At 33.5% G+C, this 23,680-nt stretch carries 18 protein-coding genes; 12 read left to right on the top strand and 6 right to left on the bottom strand.

The window, feature by feature from the left end:
• The first annotated feature begins 14 nt into the window (after nucleotides 1–14).
• From dnaE to C6H18_RS04670, 3 genes are read left to right on the top strand one after another with little or no spacing between them, the layout of a single operon-like run.
• Nucleotides 15–3,536: a DNA polymerase III subunit alpha gene (dnaE, locus tag C6H18_RS04680; protein ID WP_104721950.1), complete on the top strand. Its 3,522-nt coding sequence runs from the start codon at nucleotides 15–17 to the stop codon at nucleotides 3,534–3,536.
• Nucleotides 3,524–3,895, top strand: a complete 372-nt coding sequence (locus C6H18_RS04675) for an SUI1 family translation initiation factor (protein WP_104721949.1) — start codon at nucleotides 3,524–3,526, stop codon at nucleotides 3,893–3,895. Before dnaE ends, C6H18_RS04675 begins: the two co-directional genes overlap by 13 nt.
• Nucleotides 3,895–4,659 (top strand): pseudouridine synthase, encoded by a 765-nt coding sequence (locus C6H18_RS04670; protein ID WP_104721948.1) that lies wholly within the window; start codon nucleotides 3,895–3,897, stop codon nucleotides 4,657–4,659. The genes C6H18_RS04675 and C6H18_RS04670 overlap by 1 nt, the downstream gene beginning before the upstream one ends.
• On the opposite strand, the gene C6H18_RS04665 is transcribed toward C6H18_RS04670, so the two are convergent.
• Genes C6H18_RS04665 through secA form a run of 3 tightly spaced genes read right to left on the bottom strand, consistent with a single transcriptional unit; the run spans nucleotide 4,623 to nucleotide 9,281 of the window.
• Nucleotides 4,623–5,498 carry a radical SAM/SPASM domain-containing protein gene (locus tag C6H18_RS04665; protein WP_104721947.1) on the bottom strand — a complete coding sequence of 292 codons (876 nt, stop codon included), beginning with the start codon at nucleotides 5,496–5,498 and terminating at the stop codon, nucleotides 4,623–4,625. The two genes, C6H18_RS04670 and C6H18_RS04665, sit on opposite strands and share 37 nt — an antisense overlap.
• Nucleotides 5,491–6,726: an ABC transporter permease gene (locus C6H18_RS04660; protein WP_104721946.1), complete on the bottom strand. Its 1,236-nt coding sequence runs from the start codon at nucleotides 6,724–6,726 to the stop codon at nucleotides 5,491–5,493. The genes C6H18_RS04665 and C6H18_RS04660 overlap by 8 nt, the downstream gene beginning before the upstream one ends.
• Entirely contained in the window at nucleotides 6,723–9,281 is a 2,559-nt protein-coding gene (gene secA, locus C6H18_RS04655; protein ID WP_233704060.1) for a preprotein translocase subunit SecA, read from the bottom strand. The genes C6H18_RS04660 and secA overlap by 4 nt, the downstream gene beginning before the upstream one ends.
• 116 nt (nucleotides 9,282–9,397) lie before the next feature.
• Here secA and lolA point away from each other — a divergent pair, with 116 nt between their 5' ends.
• The 6 genes from lolA (at nucleotide 9,398) to C6H18_RS04625 (ending at nucleotide 15,715) form a co-directional block, all read left to right on the top strand.
• Nucleotides 9,398–9,916 (top strand): LolA-like outer membrane lipoprotein chaperone, encoded by a 519-nt coding sequence (gene lolA / locus C6H18_RS04650; protein WP_158654870.1) that lies wholly within the window; start codon nucleotides 9,398–9,400, stop codon nucleotides 9,914–9,916.
• Nucleotides 9,917–10,098: 182 nt separating this feature from the next.
• Entirely contained in the window at nucleotides 10,099–11,382 is a 1,284-nt protein-coding gene (locus C6H18_RS04645) for a citrate synthase (protein ID WP_104721944.1), read from the top strand.
• Nucleotides 11,383–11,480: 98 nt separating this feature from the next.
• Nucleotides 11,481–12,827, top strand: a complete 1,347-nt coding sequence (locus C6H18_RS04640) for a class II 3-deoxy-7-phosphoheptulonate synthase (RefSeq protein WP_199770132.1) — start codon at nucleotides 11,481–11,483, stop codon at nucleotides 12,825–12,827.
• A 150-nt stretch (nucleotides 12,828–12,977) separates the two neighbouring features.
• A complete protein-coding gene (hsrA, locus tag C6H18_RS04635) occupies nucleotides 12,978–13,649 on the top strand; it encodes a homeostatic response regulator transcription factor HsrA (RefSeq protein WP_104721942.1) in 672 nt (223 codons plus the stop codon).
• The gene (locus tag C6H18_RS04630; RefSeq protein WP_104721941.1) at nucleotides 13,628–14,929 is read left to right on the top strand and encodes a sensor histidine kinase; all 1,302 of its coding nucleotides are present in this window, start codon (nucleotides 13,628–13,630) and stop codon (nucleotides 14,927–14,929) included. The genes hsrA and C6H18_RS04630 overlap by 22 nt, the downstream gene beginning before the upstream one ends.
• Before the next feature lie 33 nt (nucleotides 14,930–14,962).
• A complete protein-coding gene (locus C6H18_RS04625; RefSeq protein WP_233704059.1) occupies nucleotides 14,963–15,715 on the top strand; it encodes a hypothetical protein in 753 nt (250 codons plus the stop codon).
• A gap of 1 nt (nucleotide 15,716) precedes the next feature.
• Here C6H18_RS04625 and C6H18_RS04620 read toward each other — a convergent pair whose 3' ends face one another.
• Both C6H18_RS04620 and C6H18_RS04615 read right to left on the bottom strand, forming a co-directional pair.
• Nucleotides 15,717–16,781 carry a tyrosine-type recombinase/integrase gene (locus C6H18_RS04620; RefSeq protein ID WP_104721940.1) on the bottom strand — a complete coding sequence of 355 codons (1,065 nt, stop codon included), beginning with the start codon at nucleotides 16,779–16,781 and terminating at the stop codon, nucleotides 15,717–15,719.
• A gap of 498 nt (nucleotides 16,782–17,279) precedes the next feature.
• Nucleotides 17,280–18,212, bottom strand: a complete 933-nt coding sequence (locus tag C6H18_RS04615) for a hypothetical protein (protein ID WP_104721939.1) — start codon at nucleotides 18,210–18,212, stop codon at nucleotides 17,280–17,282.
• A gap of 279 nt (nucleotides 18,213–18,491) precedes the next feature.
• On the opposite strand from C6H18_RS04615, the gene prpB reads away from it, so the two are divergent.
• The 3 genes from prpB to prpD are packed head-to-tail and all read left to right on the top strand — an operon-like array spanning nucleotide 18,492 to nucleotide 21,955.
• Nucleotides 18,492–19,376 carry a methylisocitrate lyase gene (gene prpB, locus C6H18_RS04610; RefSeq protein ID WP_104722000.1) on the top strand — a complete coding sequence of 295 codons (885 nt, stop codon included), beginning with the start codon at nucleotides 18,492–18,494 and terminating at the stop codon, nucleotides 19,374–19,376.
• Nucleotides 19,363–20,490, top strand: coding sequence for a citrate/2-methylcitrate synthase (locus C6H18_RS04605; RefSeq protein ID WP_104721938.1), 1,128 nt, complete (start codon nucleotides 19,363–19,365; stop codon nucleotides 20,488–20,490). Before prpB ends, C6H18_RS04605 begins: the two co-directional genes overlap by 14 nt.
• Nucleotides 20,491–20,500: 10 nt before the next feature.
• Entirely contained in the window at nucleotides 20,501–21,955 is a 1,455-nt protein-coding gene (gene prpD / locus C6H18_RS04600) for a 2-methylcitrate dehydratase (RefSeq protein WP_104721937.1), read from the top strand.
• A 138-nt stretch (nucleotides 21,956–22,093) separates the two neighbouring features.
• Here the strand turns inward: prpD and C6H18_RS04595 are convergent, their stop codons facing one another.
• On the bottom strand, nucleotides 22,094–23,506 hold the full coding sequence (locus C6H18_RS04595; protein ID WP_104721936.1) for an SLC13 family permease: 1,413 nt from the start codon (nucleotides 23,504–23,506) through the stop codon (nucleotides 22,094–22,096).
• Nucleotides 23,507–23,680: the final 174 nt, after the last annotated feature.

Below are 23,680 nucleotides of genomic sequence, written 5' to 3'. Positions count from 1 at the left end.
CTAAAGGAGTATTAATGAGCAAAACAGAAATACAAAATTCTAATATCACAACTTTAGAAGGCTTTACTCATCTACATTTACATACAGAATATTCTCTATTAGATGGGTTAAATAAAATTAAAGTTTTAGCAAAACGTATCAAAGAATTAGGAATGGATAGTGTTGCTGTTACGGACCACGGCAATATGTTTGGTGCTATTGAATTTTATAAAACAATGAAAAGCGAGGGTATTAAACCCATTTTGGGAATAGAAGCTTATTTGCATAATGCAGAAGAGATAGGCGATAAAAGCAATCAACGTTTTCATTTATGCCTTTATGCAAAAGATTTAGAGGGTTATAAGAATCTTATGTATTTAAGTTCTCAAGCTTGTTTGTATGGTTTTCATATGAAGCCACGCATTAGTAAAAAAATGCTAAGAGAGTATAGCAAGGGTTTAATCTGCTCCTCTGCTTGTTTAAATGGAGAAGTGCAATGGCATTTAAATCTCAAAAAAGATGATAACAAAGGAAGAAAGGGCTATGAAAGAGCTAAAGAGGTAGCCTTAGAGTATCAAGATATTTTTGGGGAAGATTTTTATTTAGAACTTATGAGACACGGTATTGAAGAACAACAACTCATTGATGCGCAAATTATTCGTATTTCTCAAGAAACAGGAATTAAAATTATCGCTACAAATGATACACACTATACCAAACAAAGTGATTCCACTGCCCAGGAAGTTGCTTTTTGTATTGGCTTTGGCAAAGATTTTAACGATCCTAATCGTATGCGGCATACGGTGCAAGAATTTTATGTTAAAAGCCCAGCGCAAATGGCAGCCCTTTATGCAGATGTGCCAGAAGCCCTTAAAAATACTCAAGAAATTGCTGATAAATGTAATTTGGAACTAAATTTAGGGAATCCAACTCCGCCTACTTTTAAATTCACTAAAGAATATTCTAAGCAAGAGGGATTAGATTATGTAGAAGATAGTGAATATTTTACTCATAAATGCAAGGAGGGTTTAAAGAAAAGATTAGAAACGATTCCTAAAGAAAAACACCCAATCTATGAAGAACGTTTAGAGCACGAAATTAATGTTATTAATGCTATGAAGTTTCCCGGATATATGTTAATTGTCTGGGATTTTGTGCGAGCCGCTAAAGAAAGGGGAATCCCTGTGGGACCGGGTAGGGGGAGTGCAGCAGGAAGTTTAGTCGCCTTTTGCTTAGAGATTACAAACATTGATCCTTTAAAATATGATTTACTTTTTGAGAGATTTCTAAATCCAGAACGTGTAAGTATGCCTGATATTGATATGGATTTTTGTCAAAATAGACGCGGAGAAATTTTAGATTATGTAACAGAAAAATACGGACGGCATAATGTAGCTCAAGTTATTACTTTTGGTATGATGAAAGCAAAGGCAGTTATTAGAGATGTAGCAAGGGTTATGGGTATGCCCTATGGTGAAGCGGATTCTATGGCAAAACTTATCCCTAAAGAATTAGACATTACTTTACAAAAAGCTTACGAAAAAGAGCCAAAAATTGACGAATTAATCCAAAAGAATCCTTTAGCAAAAAAAGTATGGGAGTTTGCTTTAATCTTAGAAAATACTAAACGCAATCCCGGAACTCACGCTGCTGCTGTTGTCATAGATTCTGAACAAGAACTTTGGCATAAAGCCCCTTTGTATTGTTCTACTCGAGATGGAATTATTGCAACGCAATATTCTATGAAATACTTAGAAGATGTAGATTTAATCAAGTTTGACTTCTTGGGTTTAAAAACTCTAACACTTATTGATGATGCTTTAAAGTTGATTAAAAATAGATTCCAAAAAGAAATTGATTTTTTAAGAGTAAATGTCGATGATCAAAGCGTTTATGAGACTTTACAAAGTGGTAATACTCTAGGGGTTTTTCAAATAGAATCCAGTATGTTTCAAGGTATTAATAAGCGATTAAAGCCTAATACTTTTGAAGACATTATAGCCATTATCGCTTTAGGGCGTCCCGGTCCTATGGAATCTGGAATGGTGGATGATTTTATCGATAGGAAGCACGGAAGAGAGCCTATCACCTATATGTTTAGCGAACTAGAACCCATTTTAAAACCTACCTATGGGACTATTGTCTATCAAGAGCAGGTAATGCAAATTGTGCAAAAAATTGGTGGCTTTAGTTTAGGTGAGGCGGATTTGATACGAAGAGCAATGGGGAAAAAAGACGCTCAAATTATGGAAGATAATAAAACTAAATTTGCAGAGGGAGCACAAAAACAGGGATTTGATAGAGTAAAGGCAGAAGAACTTTGGGAGTTAATTGTTAAATTTGCCGGTTATGGATTTAACAAATCGCATTCTGCAGCTTATGCAATGATTACCTTTCAAACGGCTTATTTAAAAACTTATTATCCCAAAGAGTTTATGGCGGCTTTACTAACTTCAGAAAAGAATGATACAGATAAAGTCGTAGAATATATTGAAGAAGCCAAAAAAATGAATATTAAAGTGCTTGCACCAAATTTACAAAAATCCGAATTAGAATTTAGTGTTGCAGATATTAATGGTGAAAGTAATATTTTATTTGGTTTAGGTGCTATTAAAGGAGCAGGTGAGGTTGCTATTAATATCATCTTAGAGGAAAGAAAAAAGAATGGAGGGTTTAAAGATTTAAAAGATTTTTTAGGCAGGATTGATTCCCAAAAAGTCAATAAAAAAGCTTTAGAATCTTTTATTAAAAGTGGAGCTATGGATTGTTTTGGATACACAAGGAAAACACTCTTAGAGCAAATAGAGACTATAACAGAAGCTTCAAAATCTGCACAAATAGCTAAAAAAGCTGCTGAAAATTCTCTTTTTGGAGATAGTGAAGAGTTGGTGGCAGTTAATATTAATTTAGTGGCTAAAGAGGAATATCCCCTTAAGGAAATTTTAGAACTTGAAAAAGAAAGTTTAGGGTTTTATGCTTCAGGACATCCTCTTGATGAATACAAAGAAGCCATTAAGAATCTAAACTGCGCCTTTACTAACCAAATCCAAGATATTGCAGATAATAGCAGTATTTTATTGGTTGGCAAGATTGAAGATATTATTAGTAAATTTTCAAAAAGTGGTAAACGTTATGGAATCTTAAAACTCCAAGATCTTTATGGAAGTGTGGAACTTACCATTTTTGAACAAACTTTAAGCAAACTTGAGGGGTGGGATAGAGAAGAACCTGTTGTTGTTAAATGCACGGTTCAAGAGCAAGAAGAAACCAAAAAGCTTAAAGCTGACAAAATCTTGCATTTAGAGGATGCGCATAAGGAAAAGGTTGAATTTGCTATGCAAAAAACCGACATTAGCGACCCATTAATTCTTCTTTTAGATACGCAAAGTAATGAGAATACTATTTTTCTTTTGCGAGAAGCCGCTCTTAAGCACAAAGGTAAGAGGGAACTTAGGATTCGCTATCACACTAAAACACAAGAATTAGAAATGGTAAGTTCTTTTTATGTGCATAGCCAGATTAAAGAAGTATTAAAAGAGTTGCAATGGGTGGGTTAAACTTAACAAGTTTAAAGTTAGAAGCAAATTTTTGTGATGAAATTGATACAATTTGTAAGCGATGTAAAAAACTTCAAAGCCATTGCGTTTGCAATCCTCCTTTGACTATCAAAAGCAGGGATTCTTACACTTTATGGATAAACACTCAAAAGTGTAAAGGGAAGGACATTACCCTTTGCGGAGTATTCTATGAAGAAAAATCTACTCTGCAAGAGATTCTTAAAAAAATCAAGAAAATTCTTGCGTGTGGAGGAAGTTTAAAAGTAGATGAAAAAGGTTATTTATTGGAATTTCAAGGGGAACATTTAGAGATTCTTAAAAAACTTTTAAAAAAAGAATCTTTTTGTTTTAAAAAATAATGCGTCTTAATCAATATATTGCCCATCATTCAAAATATTCAAGAAGAGAAGCGGATAAGCTCATCCAAGAAGGCAAAGTCTCTATTAATAAAAGAATCATTCAAGATTTTTCTTATCAGGTCAAAAACCAAAAAGTCTATGTTAATGATAGATTATTAAAAGAAAAGGAAGAATACACTGTTATTGTTTATAACAAACCAAAGGGTGAGTTAGTAAGCAAAAAAGATGACAGGGGGCGAAAAACCATTTTTGATTCTTTGCCTAAGAGATTTATGCATTTTACTACCATTGGCAGACTTGATTTTTCTAGTGAAGGCTTACTTTTATTGAGTGATAATATAAGTGTTGCTACTAAACTTATGGAGAGCAGATTAGAGAGAGTTTATTTATTGAAATTTTCTGGTTTTATCAAAGAGAGGGTTTTTGATGCTATGGAGAGTGGGTTAAGCTTAGAAGATGCTACTAAAGGTGGGCATTTAAAAAGCTCTATCCAATCTATGGAGTTTTCACCTTTTTTAGGATATGAGGTGATTAAAAATACAAAAAATTTCTCTAAACTTAAAGTTATTATAAATGAGGGTAAGAATAGGGAATTAAGGAGATTTTTTAGCCATTTTGGATTAGAAATATTAGATTTAAAACGACTTGCTTATGGATTTGTTTCCTTAAACAATCTCCCTAGTGGAAAAGTCAGATTTTTAACAAGAGGGGAATATAATAAACTACATCAATTTTTACAAGAGGGCTTAGAAGCCAAATATTGAGGATAATTACAAGACTGACAAAGTAATTCCACAAGATTATTGTTTTTAAATCCTTGCACTAAAGCCTTTGCTCTTTGCTTTAATAAAATCTCTTTTAAAGATTCTTCTAAAATATTGCCTAAATTAATAGCACCCTTAGCATCAAAGCAACAAGGAACAACTATCCCATTACAAAGGATTCCAAGCTGTTTTATACCCCCATAACAAAATCCTTTTTTATGTAAGTTTTGAGAATCTACATTTGCCCATTCAAACATTCTTGCTTGATGAAGAAAGATTTTATAATTGAGGCGAATCTTCAAAGGAGAGATTTCTTGAAATAAAAAATTCTGTTTTAAAAGATTATAAATTTTTGTATTAAGGGCAGGGGGGTTGAAGTTTGTATCTAAATTCCAAAGTCTTAAATTAATAAATTTTTCGCTTTTTAGCTGTTGGTGAGTGTTACAGAGTTTTAAGATGGGTTGAAAGTATTCTTCAAGATTAATGGTTTTACTCTGATATAAGGCACTCATTAAAGAGATATTGATTTGATGAATGCAAGGAGAATTTAAAAGCAAGTCAATTTTATCTTCAAGATAAAACCCACTACTTGTTATTTCTAGTTTTAGATTATGAGATTGTGCGATTTTTAGATATGGCGATAGGTTTTTTATACTAAGAGGATCACCTAAAATATGCAAAGCACAAAGCGATGTATAAGGAGAGATTTTTTGGATAATTTTGTCGAAATTTTCAAGGGACATTATTTCTTTTGCTTGTTTTTTAGGTGTGCAAAAGGAACAATCAAGCCCACAGAAGTTTGTAATTTCTATAAAGATTTTTTCAAATTTTTCATTCATTGCGCAAAACTTGCAAAGGATCCATTTGCACAGCTTTTTTAGCAGGATAATAAGAAGAGAGGAAAATAATAATAAGGGAGCCACCTATGATAGAGACTAAGTCTATTAAAGAAAGTTCTAAAGGAAGTTTTGAACTTCCATAAACATCAGCAGGAAGGGAAATTACAGAAAAATTCGATAAAACAAAAAGAATGATAGCCGCAAATATGCAACCACAAAGCATTCCACTAATTCCAATAAGATTCCCTAAGTAAAGAAAAGTTTTTTTAATCTCTTGAATACTTGCCCCCATAGTCAGCAAAAGGGCGATTTCTTTTCTCCTATTCATTATAGTCATTAATAAAGAAGTGATAATATTTAAAGATGCCACCAATATAATAAGCATTAAAACAATAAAAAGCGCTCTTTTTTCTAAAGCTAGGGCTGCAAAAAAATTCCCATTTTGTTCCCACCAACCAATAATTTTCATTTGTGGGTATTGCTCTTGAAGCAATAAAATATCTTTTTGAGGATTACTAGAGTAGATATGAATCCCATCATAGGTATCTTTATCCATATTTTTAATAATTGCTAAAGATTCCAAAGTAGTGTAAATATAACCTCTATCATAAGCTATTAATCCAGAATCAAAAAATCCATTAACATTAAAACGTTTGATGGTTGGAGCAATACTCATTGCATTAGGTATCGCATTAGTAAAAATTAAGAGTAAATTTGATTGGTATTGTAATCCATAATATTCTTTTAATCCCTCACCAACAATGACATCAAAAGTGTTTGGAATATAAGGCATTTGTTGGATTTGTTGATAAGAAATCTGTGCATCTTCATAGGCTTTAGCAAATACCGAATTAATCAAAGCCTCTTTTTGAAAATCTACGCCAAAAACAATAGCACCCTCTAACCTTTGCCCCATTTTAGAAAATGCTTGAGTTTGGATAAAAGGGCTAAACTTCAAATCAGGAAAATTTATCTCTAAAGATTCTAAAGTTTGTTTATCTATTTTTTCTAAATAACTAGGAAACATTGTAAGGGGATAATTCATCACAAAAAGTTTGCGTTCAAACTCTTTATCAAAGCCATTCATTAATGCCATTGCAACAATTAAAACCATAACCCCTACACAAACCCCTAAAAAAGCGAGAATGGCGGATACAGAAATAAAAGGTTGCTGTTTGTTAAAACGCAAATAACCTTTTATTAAAAAAGGGATTATTGGGGAATTCATTGAGCCAAAATCCCTTTTTTTGGACCACTTTTTCCACAACAATTTTTATATTTTTTTCCACTTCCACAAGGGCAAGGTTCATTTCTAATAGGTTTTTTGGGTATAGATGAGTGAATATTAGTTTGCAAATGGGTGTTATTTTGTTCAAGCTTTAATTTCGTATGCTTTGCCTCTTCTTGCATATCTTCACCAAAAGGCTTTAATTGAACTTTATGAAGCATTTTGATACTTGTGTATTTAATCTGATGAACAAGCTCTAAAAAAAGATTAAAACTCTCTTTTTTGTATTCTACTAAAGGATCTTTTTGGTTATATCCCCTTAAACCAATTCCTGTTTTTAGGTTATCCATTGTATAAAGATGCTCTCTCCATAGATTATCTAATGTTTGTAAATAAATAAGCTTTTCTATTTCGTTACGCATTTTTTCATCTAAAGAAGACATTTTTTCTTCATAGGCTTGTGTTAAAACCTTATCCAAGTAAGTTTCAAAATTATTATGTGCTTGATAATAGTTTTTTAATGCCTCTACTTCTAAAGTAATATTAAAATCTTCTAAAGCCAATCCGCAAAGGGCATTTAAATCATCTTCATTACTAAAAACTTCAGCTTTTTGCAAAAGTAAAGTGATACATTCCTGCCTGTTTTCAATAATACGTTCCGTGATATTTTGGTTAGGATCTAAGAGTTCATTTCTTAAACGATAAATAGCCTTTCTTTGCTCATTGGCTACATCATCATATTCTAAAAGATGTTTTCTTGCTTCAAAATGCATACTTTCGACCTTTTTTTGCGCACTCTCAACAGAGCGCGTTACGAGCTTAGATTCTATATGCTCTCCCTCATCAAGCCCCAATTTATCCATAATATTTTTAATCCTATCACTACCAAAAATCCTTAATAAAGAATCTTCTAAACTTAAATAAAATTGGCTTGTTCCGGGGTCTCCTTGTCTTCCACTCCTACCGCGTAATTGGTTATCAATTCTTCTAGATTCGTGCCGCTCTGTGCCTAGTATATAAAGTCCTCCAAGCTCTCTTACTTCATCATCAATCTTTATATCCACTCCTCTTCCTGCCATATTTGTAGCAATAGTTACAGCCCCCTTTTTTCCAGCATCTTTGATAATCTCTGCTTCTTGCACGTGTTGTTTGGCATTCAAAACAGAATGCGGAATTCTTCGTGCCTTTAAAAGCTCGTGGATTTTCTCACTTTTTTCAATCGAAGCAGTCCCCACCAATATGGGTTGCCCTTTTTTGTGAAGTTCTATAATCTTTTGTGTAAGGGCTTTGAATTTCTCTTTTTCTGTTTTGTAAATCAAATCGTTTAAATCTTTTCTTTTTATAGGGATATTAGTCGGGATAGAAATCACTTCAAGGTTATAAATTTGCAAAAACTCACTTGCTTCTGTCTGTGCTGTCCCTGTCATACCTGATAGTTTCTCATAAAGTCTAAAGTAATTTTGGTAGGTAATATCCGCAAGGGTTTGGGATTCTTCTTTTATTTTTACATTTTCTTTGGCTTCTAGGGCTTGATGCAATCCTTCACTAAATCTTCTTCCCTCACTTAATCGTCCTGTAAATTCATCAACAATCACGACTTCTCCATTGCGTAATACATAATCTTTATCTTTTTTAAAAAGATTATTAGCTTTTAGAGCTTGATCTAAATGATGAGCTAAAATAGCATTTTCTATGCTATAAAGGTTGTCAATCTTAAAGAGCCTTTCTGCTTCGCTAATCCCAGATTCTGTTAATAAAATAACACGATTTTTTTCATCAACGCTATAATGCTCTTCTTCTTTTAATCGTAAAGCAACTTCATTAGCGATTTTATAATTATCTAAAGTCCTATTTGCAGGACCAGAGATAATAAGGGGGGTTCTTGCTTCATCAATAAGGATTGAATCCACTTCATCAATAATGGCGAAATAATGGTATTTTTGCACTTTTTGTTGAAAATCATATTTCATATTATCCCGTAAATAATCAAATCCAAATTCATTATTAGTGCCATAAACAATATTACAAGCATATTGTTTTAATCTATCTTCATCATCATAATATCCACTAACAATAACCCCGACATTAAACCCTAAAAACTCATATAATGGGCGCATAGTCTCTGCGTCTCTTTTAGCCAAATAATCATTAACCGTAACAATATGCACACTTTTTCCTGTCATTGCATTAAGGCACACTGGCAAGGTTGCTACAAGTGTTTTTCCTTCCCCTGTTTTCATTTCTGCAATTTTACCCTCGTGCAATACCATACCTCCAATAAGCTGCACATCAAAATGGCGCATATTAAGAATCCTCTTACTTGCTTCTCTTGTGATAGCAAAAGATTGAAAAAGTATTTTCTGTAATTCTTCTTGAGGGTTTGTTGATTGCTTAACTTGATTTTTTAATGCTTTAAAGGCTTCTTGCAATTCCCTATCACTTAAGGATTCATAGTGAGATTCTAATTCATTAATCTTTTTAACTTGTTTTTGATAATGCCTAATAAGACGTTCATTTCTGCTACTAAAAATTTTCTTTGCAAGATTTACTATCATTATGAATAACCTTCTTTCTTCTTTAAAAATTACAGAATAATAAAGGGGGGATTTTATCATAATTGCCATATTAGTTAGCTAAAATGCTAAAAATAATCCAAATCAAGGACAATTCTATGAAAAAGTTTTTTTTATTCCTATGCTTCTTAAAAGCTTTATCATTTGGAATAACACTTAATGAGATTCAAAGCTTTGAAGCACAATTTACTCAAACATTGACTTCCCAAAATGAACAGATCCTTTATGAAGGAGAAATTTATATTCAAACTCCAAATAATGTCTTATGGAAATACACTAAACCAATCCCTAAAGATGTTTATATCCAAGATACTACAAGTATTATTTATGAACCAAAACTCCAACAAGCTATTATCACTAATATTCAAGAAAATCTTAATATTCTATCTCTCCTACAAAAAGCAAAAAAAATCGACAAAAATACTTATGAAGCAAAGATTGCAGGGGTAGTTTATACAATTTTAACCCAAGAGGGAATCCCTATGGAAGTTACTTTTATTGATGCTTTAGAAAATAAGATTCATATTGTTTTTAAAAATATAAAACTCAATGCTTTAAAAAATGAAAATATCTTTGATTTTAATCCTAGTAGCGAGGTAGATATTCTTTATCATTAATGTGTAGAAATGACAAATTCTTCTTTTGCTGTATTAAAGTAAAGATAAATTTTATTTGACTTTTTTTTTAAAATTCCGTAAAATCTTGAGCATACATAGATTAGGATTTAGGAGAAAGAAAGACTAAAATTAGCCTATAAGCCCTAAACTTAGTCAAATACAAATAACTTTAAGGAATTACTATGGGAACAATAACACTAATTAACAACGAAACCGGTGAAAAATTTGACTTTGAGCTTATTGAATGCACAAGAGGACCTAAAGCTGTGAATTTCAGTAAATTATTTGAAAAAACTAATATTTTTTCTTATGATCCGGGTTATAGCTCTACTGCAGGTTGTGAATCAACTATTAGCTATATAGATGGCAAGAATGGTAAATTACTTTATAGGGGATTACCCATTGAGGAATTAGTCGAAAAATACAAATTTACTGATGTTGCTAAATTATTAATCACAGGAGAGTTACCAAAAGATGATATTCAATCCCAGGAGTTTGATTTAGAGCTTAGGCATCGTTCTTTTTTACACGAGGGATTAATCAATATTTTTAGTGCTTTTCCAGATGGTGGGCATCCTATGGCAAATCTTAGTTCAGCAGTAGCCGCATTATCTACTTTTTACTTTAACCATAAAGATATGGACGATGAAGATGACTATCAGACTATGGCAAGAAGAATCATTGCTAAAATCACTACTTTGGTTGCTTCTTCTTATCGCAATTCTGTCGGCATTCCTTTTGTCTATCCAGATGTTAGTCGTAGCTATGTAGAAAACTTCCTTTATATGCTAAGGGCATATCCTAATGGAAGGCTAAAACATTCTTTAGCTGGAGAGGAGGAAATTTTACCTCTTGAGGTAGAAGCATTGGATAAAATTTTTACATTGCACGCAGATCACGGACAAAATGCTTCTACGACAACGGTTAGAAATGTGGCTTCAACAGGAGTGCATCCTTATGCGGCTATTTCAGCAGGAATTAGTGCTTTATGGGGACCATCACACGGAGGTGCTAACGAAAAGGTATTGGATCAATTAAGAGAAATAGGGGATGTTAAAAATGTTGATAAGTTCATCGCAAGAGTGAAAGATAAAAGCGATCCTTTCAGACTAATGGGATTTGGACATCGTGTTTATAAAAGTTATGATCCTAGAGCTAAAGCCATTAAAGGCTTAAAAGATGAATTAGCCAAAAAAGGCATTACAATGAATATTCGCTTAAGTGAAATTGCAGAAAAACTTGAAGAAGTAGCCTTAAATGATGATTATTTTAAAGAAAGAAATCTTTATCCCAATGTGGATTTTTATAGCGGAATTATTCTAACAGCTCTAAGAATCCCTGTATCGCTCTTTACCCCTATTTTTGTTATTGGGAGGATGCCTGGCTGGTGTGCGCAGGTTATGGAACATATTAAAACACCAAATATCAGAATTACTCGCCCAAGACAGGTTTATTTAGGCAAATAATTATCTTTTAATAAACTAAGTTAGAAAACCTCCTAACTTAGTGCTTTTTAATCTTTTTTAACTACAATTACATTTACAATTAAAATACAGGAATTTTTATGCAAGAGTGGAATCCAAAAAGTTGGAGAGACAAAGTCGCTTTACAGCAACCAACTTATAATGATATAAAACTATTACAAGAGGTTGAAGAAGAATTAAGCAAATTCCCTCCTTTGGTATTTGCAGGTGAAGCAAGAGCTTTAAAAGAGCATTTAGCTAAAGTCTCTAGAGGTGAAGCCTTTTTATTACAAGGTGGAGATTGCGCAGAAAGCTTTACAAATTTTAACACTATCAAGATTCGTGATTTATTTAAGGTTATTTTGCAAATGGCAGTAGTTTTAACTTATGCTGGTGCTTGCCCTGTTGTAAAAGTTGGACGACTTGCAGGACAATTCGCTAAACCAAGGAGTAGTGATACAGAAACCATTGATGGCATCACATTGCCTAGCTATCGTGGAGATATTATTAATGGGATTGCCTTTGAGGCTAAAGCTAGAGAGGCTGACCCCAAAAGAATATTACAAGCCTATCATCAATGCGCAGCTACTTTAAATCTCATTCGCGCATTCGCACAAGGTGGATTAGCAGATTTAAACAAAGTTCAAAAATGGAATCTTAATTTTGCTCACGGAGCTTCTACTGATAGATATTTAGAAATGACAGATAAAATCAATCAAGCTTTGGCTTTTATGGAAGCCTGTGGTATTAATATCAATAATACACCAACTTTGCACGAAACAGAATTTTATACTTCGCACGAGGCTTTATTGTTAAATTATGAAGAATCCCTTACAAGGCAGGATCATCTTACAGAGAAATGGTATGATTGTTCTGCTCATATGCTTTGGATTGGTGAGCGAACCCGTAATTTAGAGGGTGCTCATTTAGAATTTTTACGAGGTGTAGATAATCCCTTAGGGGTAAAAATAGGACCTAATGCTACAAAAGATGATATTTTAGGAATTTGTGAGATTTTAAATCCTAATAATGAAGCAGGAAGATTAAACTTTATTATTCGTATGGGATCCACAACTATCAAAGAAAAACTACCTAAACTTTTAGAATCTATTAAAAATGAGGGTAGGGAGATACTTTGGAGTATTGATCCTATGCACGGAAACACTATTAAAGCAGGGAGTGGGTATAAAACACGTAATTTTGACAGCATTTTAGAAGAAGTTAAGAGCTTTTTTGAAATTCATAAAAGCATTGGAACTTATGCAGGTGGTGTGCATTTAGAAATGACTGGAGAAGATGTAACAGAATGTGTAGGTGGTATGCAAGCCATTACAGAAGAAAATTTAGGTTGTAACTACAACACACAATGTGATCCTCGATTGAATGCTAATCAAGCTGTTGAATTATCTTTTTTAATTGCCGATATTTTAAAAAATCGCCGAATATAAAAAATAATAAAAATTTCAAAATAAAGCTTTAAAAAACTAATTTTTAGATGTATTTTGTCTTAAATTTAAATTTTTATAAAACTTTTTTAAAAATAGCTAAATTTATGCTATAATCGCAACAGTATTAAATTTGTAGAGCAAGGATATTTAATGCGTATCTTAATTATTGAAGATGAAATTAGTCTTAATAAAACAATTACTGAAGGACTAAATGAATTTAATTATCAAACAGATGTAGCAGAAAATCTCAAAGATGGTGAGTATTATATCAGTATTCGCAATTATGATTTAGTGTTGGTTGATTGGATGTTGCCAGATGGAAGTGGGTTAGAAATTATTCAGCAAATTAAAAGTAAATCCCCTAGAACCCCTGTTATAATAATTTCCGCACGAGATGATGCAGAGAGTGAAATAGAAGCCTTAAAGGGTGGGGCAGATGATTTCTTGGCAAAGCCTTTTGATTTTGGAGTCTTAGTTGCAAGGATTGAAGCAAGATTGCGCTTTGGAGGAACAAATTTAATCGAAATTGAAGATTTAATCATTAATCCAGATGAAGAAAAAATCACTTATAGAGGTCAAGAAATAGAGCTTAAAGGAAAGCCTTTTGAGGTTTTAACACATCTTGCAAGGCATAGAGAACAGATTGTTTCCAAAGAACAATTATTAGACGCTATTTGGGAAGAACCAGAGCTTGTAACTCCTAATGTTATAGAAGTTGCTATCAATCAGATTCGCCAAAAAATGGATAAACCTTTAGATATTTCTACCATAGAAACTGTAAGACGTAGGGGTTATAGATTTTGTTATCCAAAAGGAGTATAAGAGGAGACTATACTAAGCAAATTATAATCTCTTTTGCTGCTTTTTTAGCGATATTTTCTTTATTACTTTATTCTTATCTTTATTATACAACCTATACAAGTATCAGACATAATATCTACAAAACCCTAGATCATATTTTACAAAATAATATTGATTATGAAACAGGGCGGGTTTTTTACATTCAAGATTTAAACCCACTAACTAATGAGAAACTAAAAATAGAAATCTTAGATGAGGGAATCTCAAAAAAACTTTATCAAAATGTGCAGATTCACCAAAACTATTATTACTCTATCTCTACTCCTTACCTGCAAAATAAAACCTTGAAAATTACTCAAAACATCACTAAAGAATCTATATTTTTAAACACTCTATTAGAGGGGATTATTATTGTATTTTTCTTTGCTTTAATCCTAATCCAGCTTTTTGCTCTAGCCTTTTCTAATATCCTCTATAAGCCTATCCAAAAACTATCGACAATCTTAAGTAAGCTAAAAGAATATGATTTAGAGCTACTAGATGATAAAGTATTGCCCTTAGAGTTTAAGCCTCTTGTATCTTCTATCAACAATCTTTTACAGAGAATCAAAAACTACTTTGATACGCAAAAGCAGCTATTTATTGGTATAGCCCACGAGCTAAAAACACCTCTAGCTGTCATTAAAACCAAATGCGAAGTAACACTTATTAAAGAACGTGAAAAAGAAGTTTATATTAATGCCTTAAAAGAAAATATCCAAAGCATTAATGAAATTAATGCCATCGTCAAAACTTTTTTGGAATTAGGTCGTCAAGAAAGTGCGCAATTTGAAAAATCTATCCACCTTGATATAACAAAAGCCCTAAGAAACATCGCAGAAAATTTTAAAATTTTAAGCCAAAAAGAAAATAAGAATTTTAGCTACAAACTCGAAACTCAAGGGCTTTTTTTGATGATTAAGCCAACACTTTTAACGCAAGTTATACAAAATTTTTTACAAAATGCTTTTAAATTCACTCCAGAGGGCAAAAATATATTTCTTCAAGGATCAATTCTCAATAATGAGATTTTAAAAGTTGTTGTCATTGATGAGGGTTGTGGTGTAGATTCAGAACTAGAGGACATTTACGCACCCTTTAAAAGAGCAGGCAACAAAAGCGGGGCAGGGCTAGGATTATTTTTAGCCAAAAGTGCCGCTACAAATCTTGGTGGATTTATTTCTTTGCAAAATCGTGTAGATAAAAAAGGTGCGATTGCTACTTTTGAATTAAAGATTCCAAAGTGGAACAATAATTGCTAATTTTCTTTCATATTTATAAAATAAGGAAATTTTATGCCTAAATTAGCCCTGCAAGGATTGCTCATTGCGTTATATAGTGTTTTTTCTTACGCACTCCCAAAGGTAGATTTTAAGAATTCTTGTGTGCCTTTAGAACAATTCTCTTCTTCCCAAAAGGAGGTCCTACTTCACGCCTACTTAGCAGGAGAGGCAGAAGGATTTGGTTATACTTTAGCAGCCATAGCTTGGAAAGAATCCTGTGCTGGAGTCTATAAAATGAATTTTCAAGACCCAAGTGCAGGGAATTTTCACGCTTATATTCCAGGAGTGATTAAACGTTATCCCGAGCTTAAACAAAATGGATTTACTCAAAATATGGTTGGAGCAATGTTAGTTGATGATGATGACTTTGCTGCGAAAATTGCGATTATAGAACTAAAATTTTGGTATAAAGAACACAAAGGAGATTGGAAAAATATTATCAAATCTTACAATAAAGGTTATAGTTGGCAAAAAAATTCCCAGTCAAATACACAAGCAGAATTTTATTATAAGGATGTTGCCAATAAAGTTAAGCAACTTCAAGGCTATTTCCAAACACCGCAAATGCAGGGCATTACTTTAAATTTTTATAAAAACTCCAAGAAGAATAGCCAACCTTTCTATGCTCTTAAAGAAAAGTCCAATCAAGAAGTCAAGAAAGAAAATTTTTCTTTGCCAATCTACCAAAGAGCCAATGAATTCGCAGCTCCACTTGTCAAAAAACCAACGATTTTCAAGGAATTTGATTTAATAGAAATTGACTAGCTTACTCCATAATCTCTGTTGTGGCTTTTAATTTTTGTTTATCAAAATGCGTATAAATCCTTGAAGTATCCAAACTAGCGTGTCCCAAAGCTTCTTGCACCAGCACTAAATCTTGAGACTTTTGATAGAGTAGGGTAGCAAAGGAATGCCTTAACATATGTGCGCCATTTTTTTCTTTGCGAATCCCATTAGTTATTAAGACTTGTTCTACGATTCTACTGACATAAGCTTGGGTAAGTTTCCTACCTTTTTGGTTGCAAAAAAGCAAATCATCTTCGATTTCAAGCGGTCGAGATTCTACCCAAATTGAAAAATCTGAAGCTATATTTTTTGCCTTAATCATAACAATGCGCGGTTTATTACCTTTACCGCGAACTTGTATAATATAAAGCTCTTTATCAAGCATAATATCCTTAATTTTGAGGCTTAAAGCTTCTCCAACGCGTATCCCTGTGTAGATAATAATTTTTAATAAAAGCCTGTTTCTAGCACCCAAATCAATATGCTTAAAAGGAAAAGTATCAACCCCATCTAAAAATCTTTTAACTTCATCTTCATTCATATAAGAGGGGAGTTTTTGTCCGCTTTTGCCGCGCAATCCTCCCCAATTTTTTAATTCAATGCGAAAAATATAAGAAGAGCTGTCTTCCTCCTCATTTTGCTTATCCATAAAGCCAAAAAAATTAATCAATGCGATTCGATAATTCTTTTTAGTAGCATCTGATAATGCGCTTGTGTGGATAGTTAAAAACTCCTTTAACATTTCTTCATCAACTTCTTTTAAGGAAGCAAGTCCCAAATAAGTTAGATATTCATAGAGTTTTAAAAGCGGATTTACATAGGTATTAATCCCAATCAATCCAGCATTTCTACATTGTTTGCAAATCTCTTGTAAAGCTTCGATATTTTTAACACCTTTACGCAATGTATGAAGACTTGCAATAATTTCTTTTTTGTTATTGACTTGATGATTAGAGAGGCTATTGAGTTTGCTATAAATAAACCTCTCAATCCAAAACAACAAATTCTCTGCAAAATCATCTTTAAAATCTATGGGATAACGCATAACTGAATCCTTTTAAAGGTTTTTTCAAATCTTAAGCGAACTTAAGTATTTAAGTATTCATAGGCGCAATTATAGCAAAATAATATTATTTTGTATTGAAAACTATAATTTTCAAACTTTTTTGTTAATTTCTCTATCTCCCTATTCTTAAATGAGGTAAAGGTAAGTTCAAATCTATACTAAAACCACTCCCGCTTAAAGTGTCTTTAGGCTATTAAGTTGGGTATGGGGAGGAATCCTGCTAAAACTTGCCACTTTAGCGGTGGTTTATTTAAAAAAATCAGAAATAGCACTTGTTTTTCCATTACTTATGCCACTACCACTCTTTTTAAAGCTTGTCATATAACTTTGAAGCAGTTTGTCCCATAAGGTAGCATTAATGTAATTCCTCTTCCTAATTCTCCTATTGCAAGAGATGTTTGTATGGATTGTGTGGATTCCTCGTTTTTTTATCTACCTGCCCTACTTCCTGATTTTTTCTTGTTCCTTGTGTTCAGCCTACCCTATTCTATAATCCAAGCTCAAATGTTTAAGGAATAATTCTTTAAACAAACTTTTTTCTATCAGAGATTTACAGCTTTGCTCAAAGCTCAAATTCCGCTCAATACAATCCAATAAAAGATAAAGTGCCTCAATGGCTACATTAGAGGTAATATGTGCAGGACATTCTTTAGCGTTGGTATAATGCCTATGAAGCTTTTTAACAAATTCTCCATTGCAAATTTCGATAATCAGAGATTCCATAGGTGCTTTAAAAAACATTTTCTCCTCTTTGATGTTAATAGAGGTATAAATAAGATCTAATCCATAAATTTTTTTATCATAAGAATCAAAAAAATAGAGATTTTTATTGAGATTATCTTTGAAGGTTTCAATAATCAACTGAAGAATCGCTATTTTTTGGAAACGCGTATAGAAATTCCCTATATTAGCAAAGCAAAACTCTAGTAAAGATTTAACCGAATACCATTCACTAACAGCAAAAGAATAATTCCTCATCTTCTCCCCTCTTTTAGCCCTATAAAACTCTATATCCTCATTTTTACTCTCTTTATAAACAGCAGGACAAATAAAATCACGATAAGCAGGATTTGGGAAAGTCGGATGAATAATTAAAGATCCTTCATTTTCGTTTTCGAAAATATATTTTAATCCTCCATAATACCCATCATCAATAATTTTGATTTCTTTTGTAGGGATTTTATGCAATAAATTAAAAAAATCTGCATCTTCGCAAGACCAAATTTCTTTAGGATAATAAAAAAGCTCACAAATTTTCTTTTTAATCTCCTCATTAAGCTCTTTTTTTGTTTTAAGGTTAATCCAGCTTACAAGCGTTCTCCTATCTTTATGAAGAATCTCTGCAAACTTATTAACGCTTAGTCTTGATTTTTTAAAAATCTCTACGAGCCTCTCCATTGAACTCAACATATCCTAGCTCCCCTATTTAGTCGTGTTACCTTTAGTAATGGATTCTATTATTTTTAGCGACCTAACGCCCAAAAAAATTGTATAAAAAACCTACATTTTGCATAAAAACTCTATAAATTCTTTCAAAAAAGTTTATTTATATTTCATTTTGCCAAAAGAACTAGCATTTATTTTTATAAAAATTGATTTTATAATACTTCTAAACGAATTATATAAAGACATTACTAAATTTAGCTTATGAAACCCACCAAAGGAAAGCAAATGAGTGCAGAGAAAAAAATGAGTGCAGGAAAAAGATTTAAAGAATCCCTCAAAGAAAATTCACCACTACTTATAGTCGGAACTATCAATGCTTATAGTGCATTACAAGCTACCAAACTAGGACATAAAGCTTTGTATCTTTCAGGAAGCGGTGTTGCAAGTGCGAGTTATGGATTGCCCGACTTAGGCATAGTAGGGCTAGAAGATGTATGCATTGATGTTAGACGCATTACATCAAGCGTAGATACTCCTTTGCTTGTTGATGCAGATACAGGCTTTGGAGGTGCTTTTAATATCGCAAGAACTATTAAAGAGCTAATAAAAGCAGGTGCAGCAGCAGCCCATATAGAAGACCAAGTCGCACAAAAACGATGTGGGCATAGACCCAATAAAGAGCTTGTTAGCACCGAAGAAATGTGTGATAGGATTAAAGCAGCAATGGATGCAAAAACCGATAATGATTTTGTAGTAATGGCAAGAACAGACGCACACGCCATAGAAGGGCAACAAAGAGCGATTCAAAGAGCTTTAGCCTATGTAGAAGCTGGTGCGGAAATGATTTTTGCCGAAGCCATTCATACTTTAGAAGAATACAAAGAATTCACTAGCACCATTAAAGTGCCTGTTTTAGCAAATATTACAGAATTTGGCAAAACCCCCTACTTCAGTGCCAAAGAGCTTAAAGAAGTAGGAATCTCTATGGTGCTTTATCCACTATCTGCCAATAGAGCGATGAATAAAGCTGCCCTCTTAGTCTATGAGAGCATACTTAAAAACGGACACCAAAAAGAAGTGTTAGAGCTTATGCAAACAAGAGAAGAACTCTATGAAATGCTAGATTATTACGCTTATGAAAACAAACTTGATAAACTTTTTAAAGGAGAAAAAAATGAGCTTAAGTGAAGCCAAGAAAAAACAAGGCGGCTTAGCGGGAATTATAGCCGGAGAAAGTGCGATTTGCACTTGTGGATTAGGTAATGGACTAAACTATTATGGTTATGCGATTGAAGACTTAGCAAGAAATGCGGAGTTTGAAGAAGTTGCCTACCTCTTGCAATTTGGAGAGCTACCTACCCTATCACAGCTAAAAGAATATAAACAAAAAATTATCTCCAAAAGACCCCTAAGCGATGAATTAAAGGCAGTTTTAAGGGCAATCCCTAAAAATGCTCATCCTATGAATCTTATGCAAACAGCAGTAGCAGCCTTAGGTGCGCTAGAGGGAGAAAAAGAAGATTTCAGCAATCAAGATGAAAAAATCATTAGACTTTTAGGAATCCTACCTTCAATCCTTGTATTTTGGCATCATTACGCAAATTTTGGTAAAGAGATTGACTTTGATTCTAAGCAAGATAGTATAGGAGGCTATTTTTTAGAAAAACTTTTAGAAAAAGAACCCAAAGAGAATTTCATCAAAGCTATGCACTGCTCCCTAATACTTTATGCAGAACACGAATTTAACGCCTCTACTTTTACCGCTAGAGTTTGTGCCTCTACCAAAAGCGACATATTCTCTGCTATATCCGCAGCCATTGGTGCTTTAAGAGGACCTTTACACGGAGGGGCAAACGAAGCAGCGATGTATTTAATACAAAGTTTTAGCAGTGTAGAAGAAGCCCTTAAAGGTGTCAATGAAAAACTTGCCAATAAAGAGCTTCTAATGGGGTTTGGGCATAGAATCTACGGAGCCGGAGGAGACCCTAGAAATGCTTTGATTAAAGAATGGAGCAAACATTTAGGGGGCGATACCCTACTCTTTAAAGTCAGTGAAGCTATCGAAAGCCTAATGAAAGAAAAAAAGCCAAATCTCCCTCCCAATGCGGATTTTTATAGCGCATCAGCCTATCACTTTATGGGGATAAAAACAGAGTATTTCACCCCTATTTTTATTATGAGTAGAGTAAGTGGATGGAGCGCACATATTAAAGAACAAAGAGCAAACAACAAAATTATCCGCCCAAGTAGTGAATACATAGGCGTAGAACCTAGAGAATTTATAAATATTAAAAAGAGATAAAGGACAACCAATGAGTAATATGGGAATCTTAGAAGCAAAAAGACCAGAATTTGATGAGTTGCTAACCAAAATAGCTAAATATGTAATGGAATATGAAATCACTAGTGAGTTAGCCTTAGAGACTGCTAGATATTGTTTGATGGACACTTTAGGTTGTGGGCTTTTAGCTCTAAAATACCCTGCTTGCACGAAGCTTTTAGGACCAAGCGTTGAAGGTGCAGAGTTTAGACCCTTAGGGAGCAAAATCCCCGGAACTTCTTATCAGCTTGAACCCATAAGAGGGGCTTTTAATGTAGGTGCTATGGTTAGATGGCTAGATTTTAACGATACTTGGTTAGCCGCAGAATGGGGACATCCAAGCGATAATCTAGGGGCTATTTGGGCAGTTGCGGATTATATAAGTCGTAAAAACATTAGCGAGGGTAAAGAACCTCTAAAAGTAGCCTGTGTTTTAAAAGCAATGATAAAAGCTCACGAGATTCAAGGCATTTTAGCACTTGAAAACTGCTTTAATAAAGTAGGAATGGACCATGTTTTACTAGTTCGTATCGCTTCAAGTGCAGTGAGTGCGAAACTCTTGGGCTGCAATTTTGAAGAAATCAGAAACGCAGTTTCTCACGCTTTTATTGATGGAGGAGCTTTACGAACTTATCGCCACGCTCCAAACACAGGAAGCAGAAAAAGTTGGGCTGCAGGAGATGCCTCAAGTAGAGGTGTAGATTTAGCCCTAAAGGCAAAAAGCGGTGAAATGGGCTACCCCTCTGCCCTAAGTGCTAGTTTTTGGGGTTATGAAGATGTGAAAATGAGAGGCGCAAAACTTACCATTCCTCAAGAGTTTGGCTCTTATGTAATGGAAAATATCTTATTTAAAATCTCCTTCCCAGCTGAATTTCACGCACAAACTGCTGTAGAAGCAGCCTTAAAACTGCACAATGAAGTGAAAGACCGCCTTGAGACAATAGAAAAAATCATCATTACAACCCAAGAATCAGGACATCGCATTATAAATAAAGTAGGAGAACTTGCTAATCCAGCCGATAGGGATCATTGCATACAATATATGGTTGCAGTGCCTTTAATCTTTGGGCGTTTAGTGGCTGATGATTATGAAGATAATGTGGCAAAAGATGCGAGAATAGATGCACTAAGAGAAAAAATGGTTGTCGAAGTAGATGAGCGATACACCAAAGAATACTTAGAGGCAGACAAAAGAAGTATCGCAAACGCAGTGCAAGTCTTTTTTAAAGATGGTTCTAAAACCCAAAAGATAGAGGTAGAATACCCAGTAGGACACAAAAGACGAAGAAATGAGGGAATCCCCCTACTCTTAAGCAAATTTAGAGAAAATCTAGCCATTAAGTTTGACCCCAAAAAAGCAGCGATTATCGAAGAGATTTGCACTAACCAACAAAACTTAGAATCAATGAATTTTAACGAATTTAGCGATTTGTTTTGGTTAGGGTAAAATTACCACTTAGGTTTTAGAAGTTTTAAGGAGGCTTTTAAATACCTCCTTGCAAGTATTTCAAGGTTAATTATAAATCCTAAGCCTTTATCGGGCTTACTTTAATAACATCTTCCACGAGCCAAGTTAGCATTGATGTTAAAAATCAACAAAAAACCAACGCCAATACAACATACCAAAGATAATGATTAAAACAATTCCTGCCATACTTAATAAGAATCCAAACCGAAACATATCCCAAATTTTCACCCCACCTTTGCTAAAAACTATCGCATTAGGAGGAGTAGAGATTGGGAACATAAACGAAAACCCTACACAAATCGTTGCAATAAGCATTACTAAGCTTTGCATAGGAATGTCCAAAAAGTCTTTGGTAGAAGCAAAAATAGCAGAAAGCAAAATAGCAATCAAAGCTGTGGAACTAATAAACATCGTTAAGCATAAAACCAGCAAACAAACACAAAGCAAAAAGATTAAAATAGGCAAAGTCCCAAAATATTCAAAAATAGGTTTAAAAGCATCCCCTAATTGCATTCTAGCTATTGCCATAGCGATACAAAACCCTGCTCCAAACAAAAACATAACTTCGGTAGGAATAGCCTTAGAATCTTCCCAACGCAAACAACCAATCTTAGGCACAAACATTAATAACCCAAAGCTCAATAATAAAATATTCTCATTAAAGCCAAGCCCATTATAAATAGGCTTTATAGGAGAATTAAGTAACAACAAAAGAAGCAAAATCCCTACAAGTATCATAAGCTTTTTATGATCGAAAGTTACTTGAATGTTATCAAAAGCATCAATTTTAAGATCTACTTCTGTGATCTTATAAGAGAGTATTTTAATCATTACATAAAGCATACTAAGCGTTAGGGGCAACATCATAAAAATCCAAGTCGCAAAGCTAATGCTTTCAAACTTCATCGTTTCTAAAAACCCTAAAAAGATCAAATTAGGGGGCGTTCCTATGGGTGTAGTAATCCCACTAATACTAGCCCCAAAGGCTACTGCTAATAAAAAACGCGTTTTAAGTAGGGGATCTTGCGTGATAGAACAAGCAATAGGAATCAACAAAAGCGCAACCGTAGAATTAGAAAGCACACTCCCTAAGGCTACACTTGCAACCCCAAGTGCTGTGATTACCCCCTTTGGAGTAGCGGGGAAATAACCTAAGAATTTCTTAGCGATAATCTTATGCAGTCCTGTTTTTTCTACACCAATTGCTAGCATAAAACCACCCAAAAAGAGAAATATAATAGGATTTGCATAATTACTAGTTGCACTTTTGACATCTAGTATCCCAAAAGCAGGGAACAAAATAATGGGTAATAATGAAACAATCCCTAAAGGCAAGGCTTCATTAATCCATAAGATAATCAGCAAAGACAAGATTCCAATAAAAGCCGCTACCTCAAAGGAGGACTGAAAATAATAAAAACTTAAAAATCCCATAACAAAGGCAAAAAATACCGCCAAACTCAAGCCCGATAAGATTTGAAAATGCGTTTTAAATCGTAATTTTTTATGCAATTTTGGTCTAAAATTCATTATTCCCCTTCCCTCTTTGAAATCACCATTTTTAACATAAGTCTCATAAACCTTAAGTTATCTTTAATGTTTAGCCAAGCAAATTAATCCCAAATACTACCATAAAGAACTTTTTATCACACTAAAGTTTATTTGAATAGTGCTAACACATTCCATTTATGCTACAATACTAAG

This window comes from Helicobacter mesocricetorum, assembly GCF_900198605.1.
Taxonomy (GTDB): Bacteria; Campylobacterota; Campylobacteria; order Campylobacterales; family Helicobacteraceae; genus Helicobacter_D; species Helicobacter_D mesocricetorum.
This window is presented reverse-complemented; position numbering and strand designations above follow the sequence as displayed.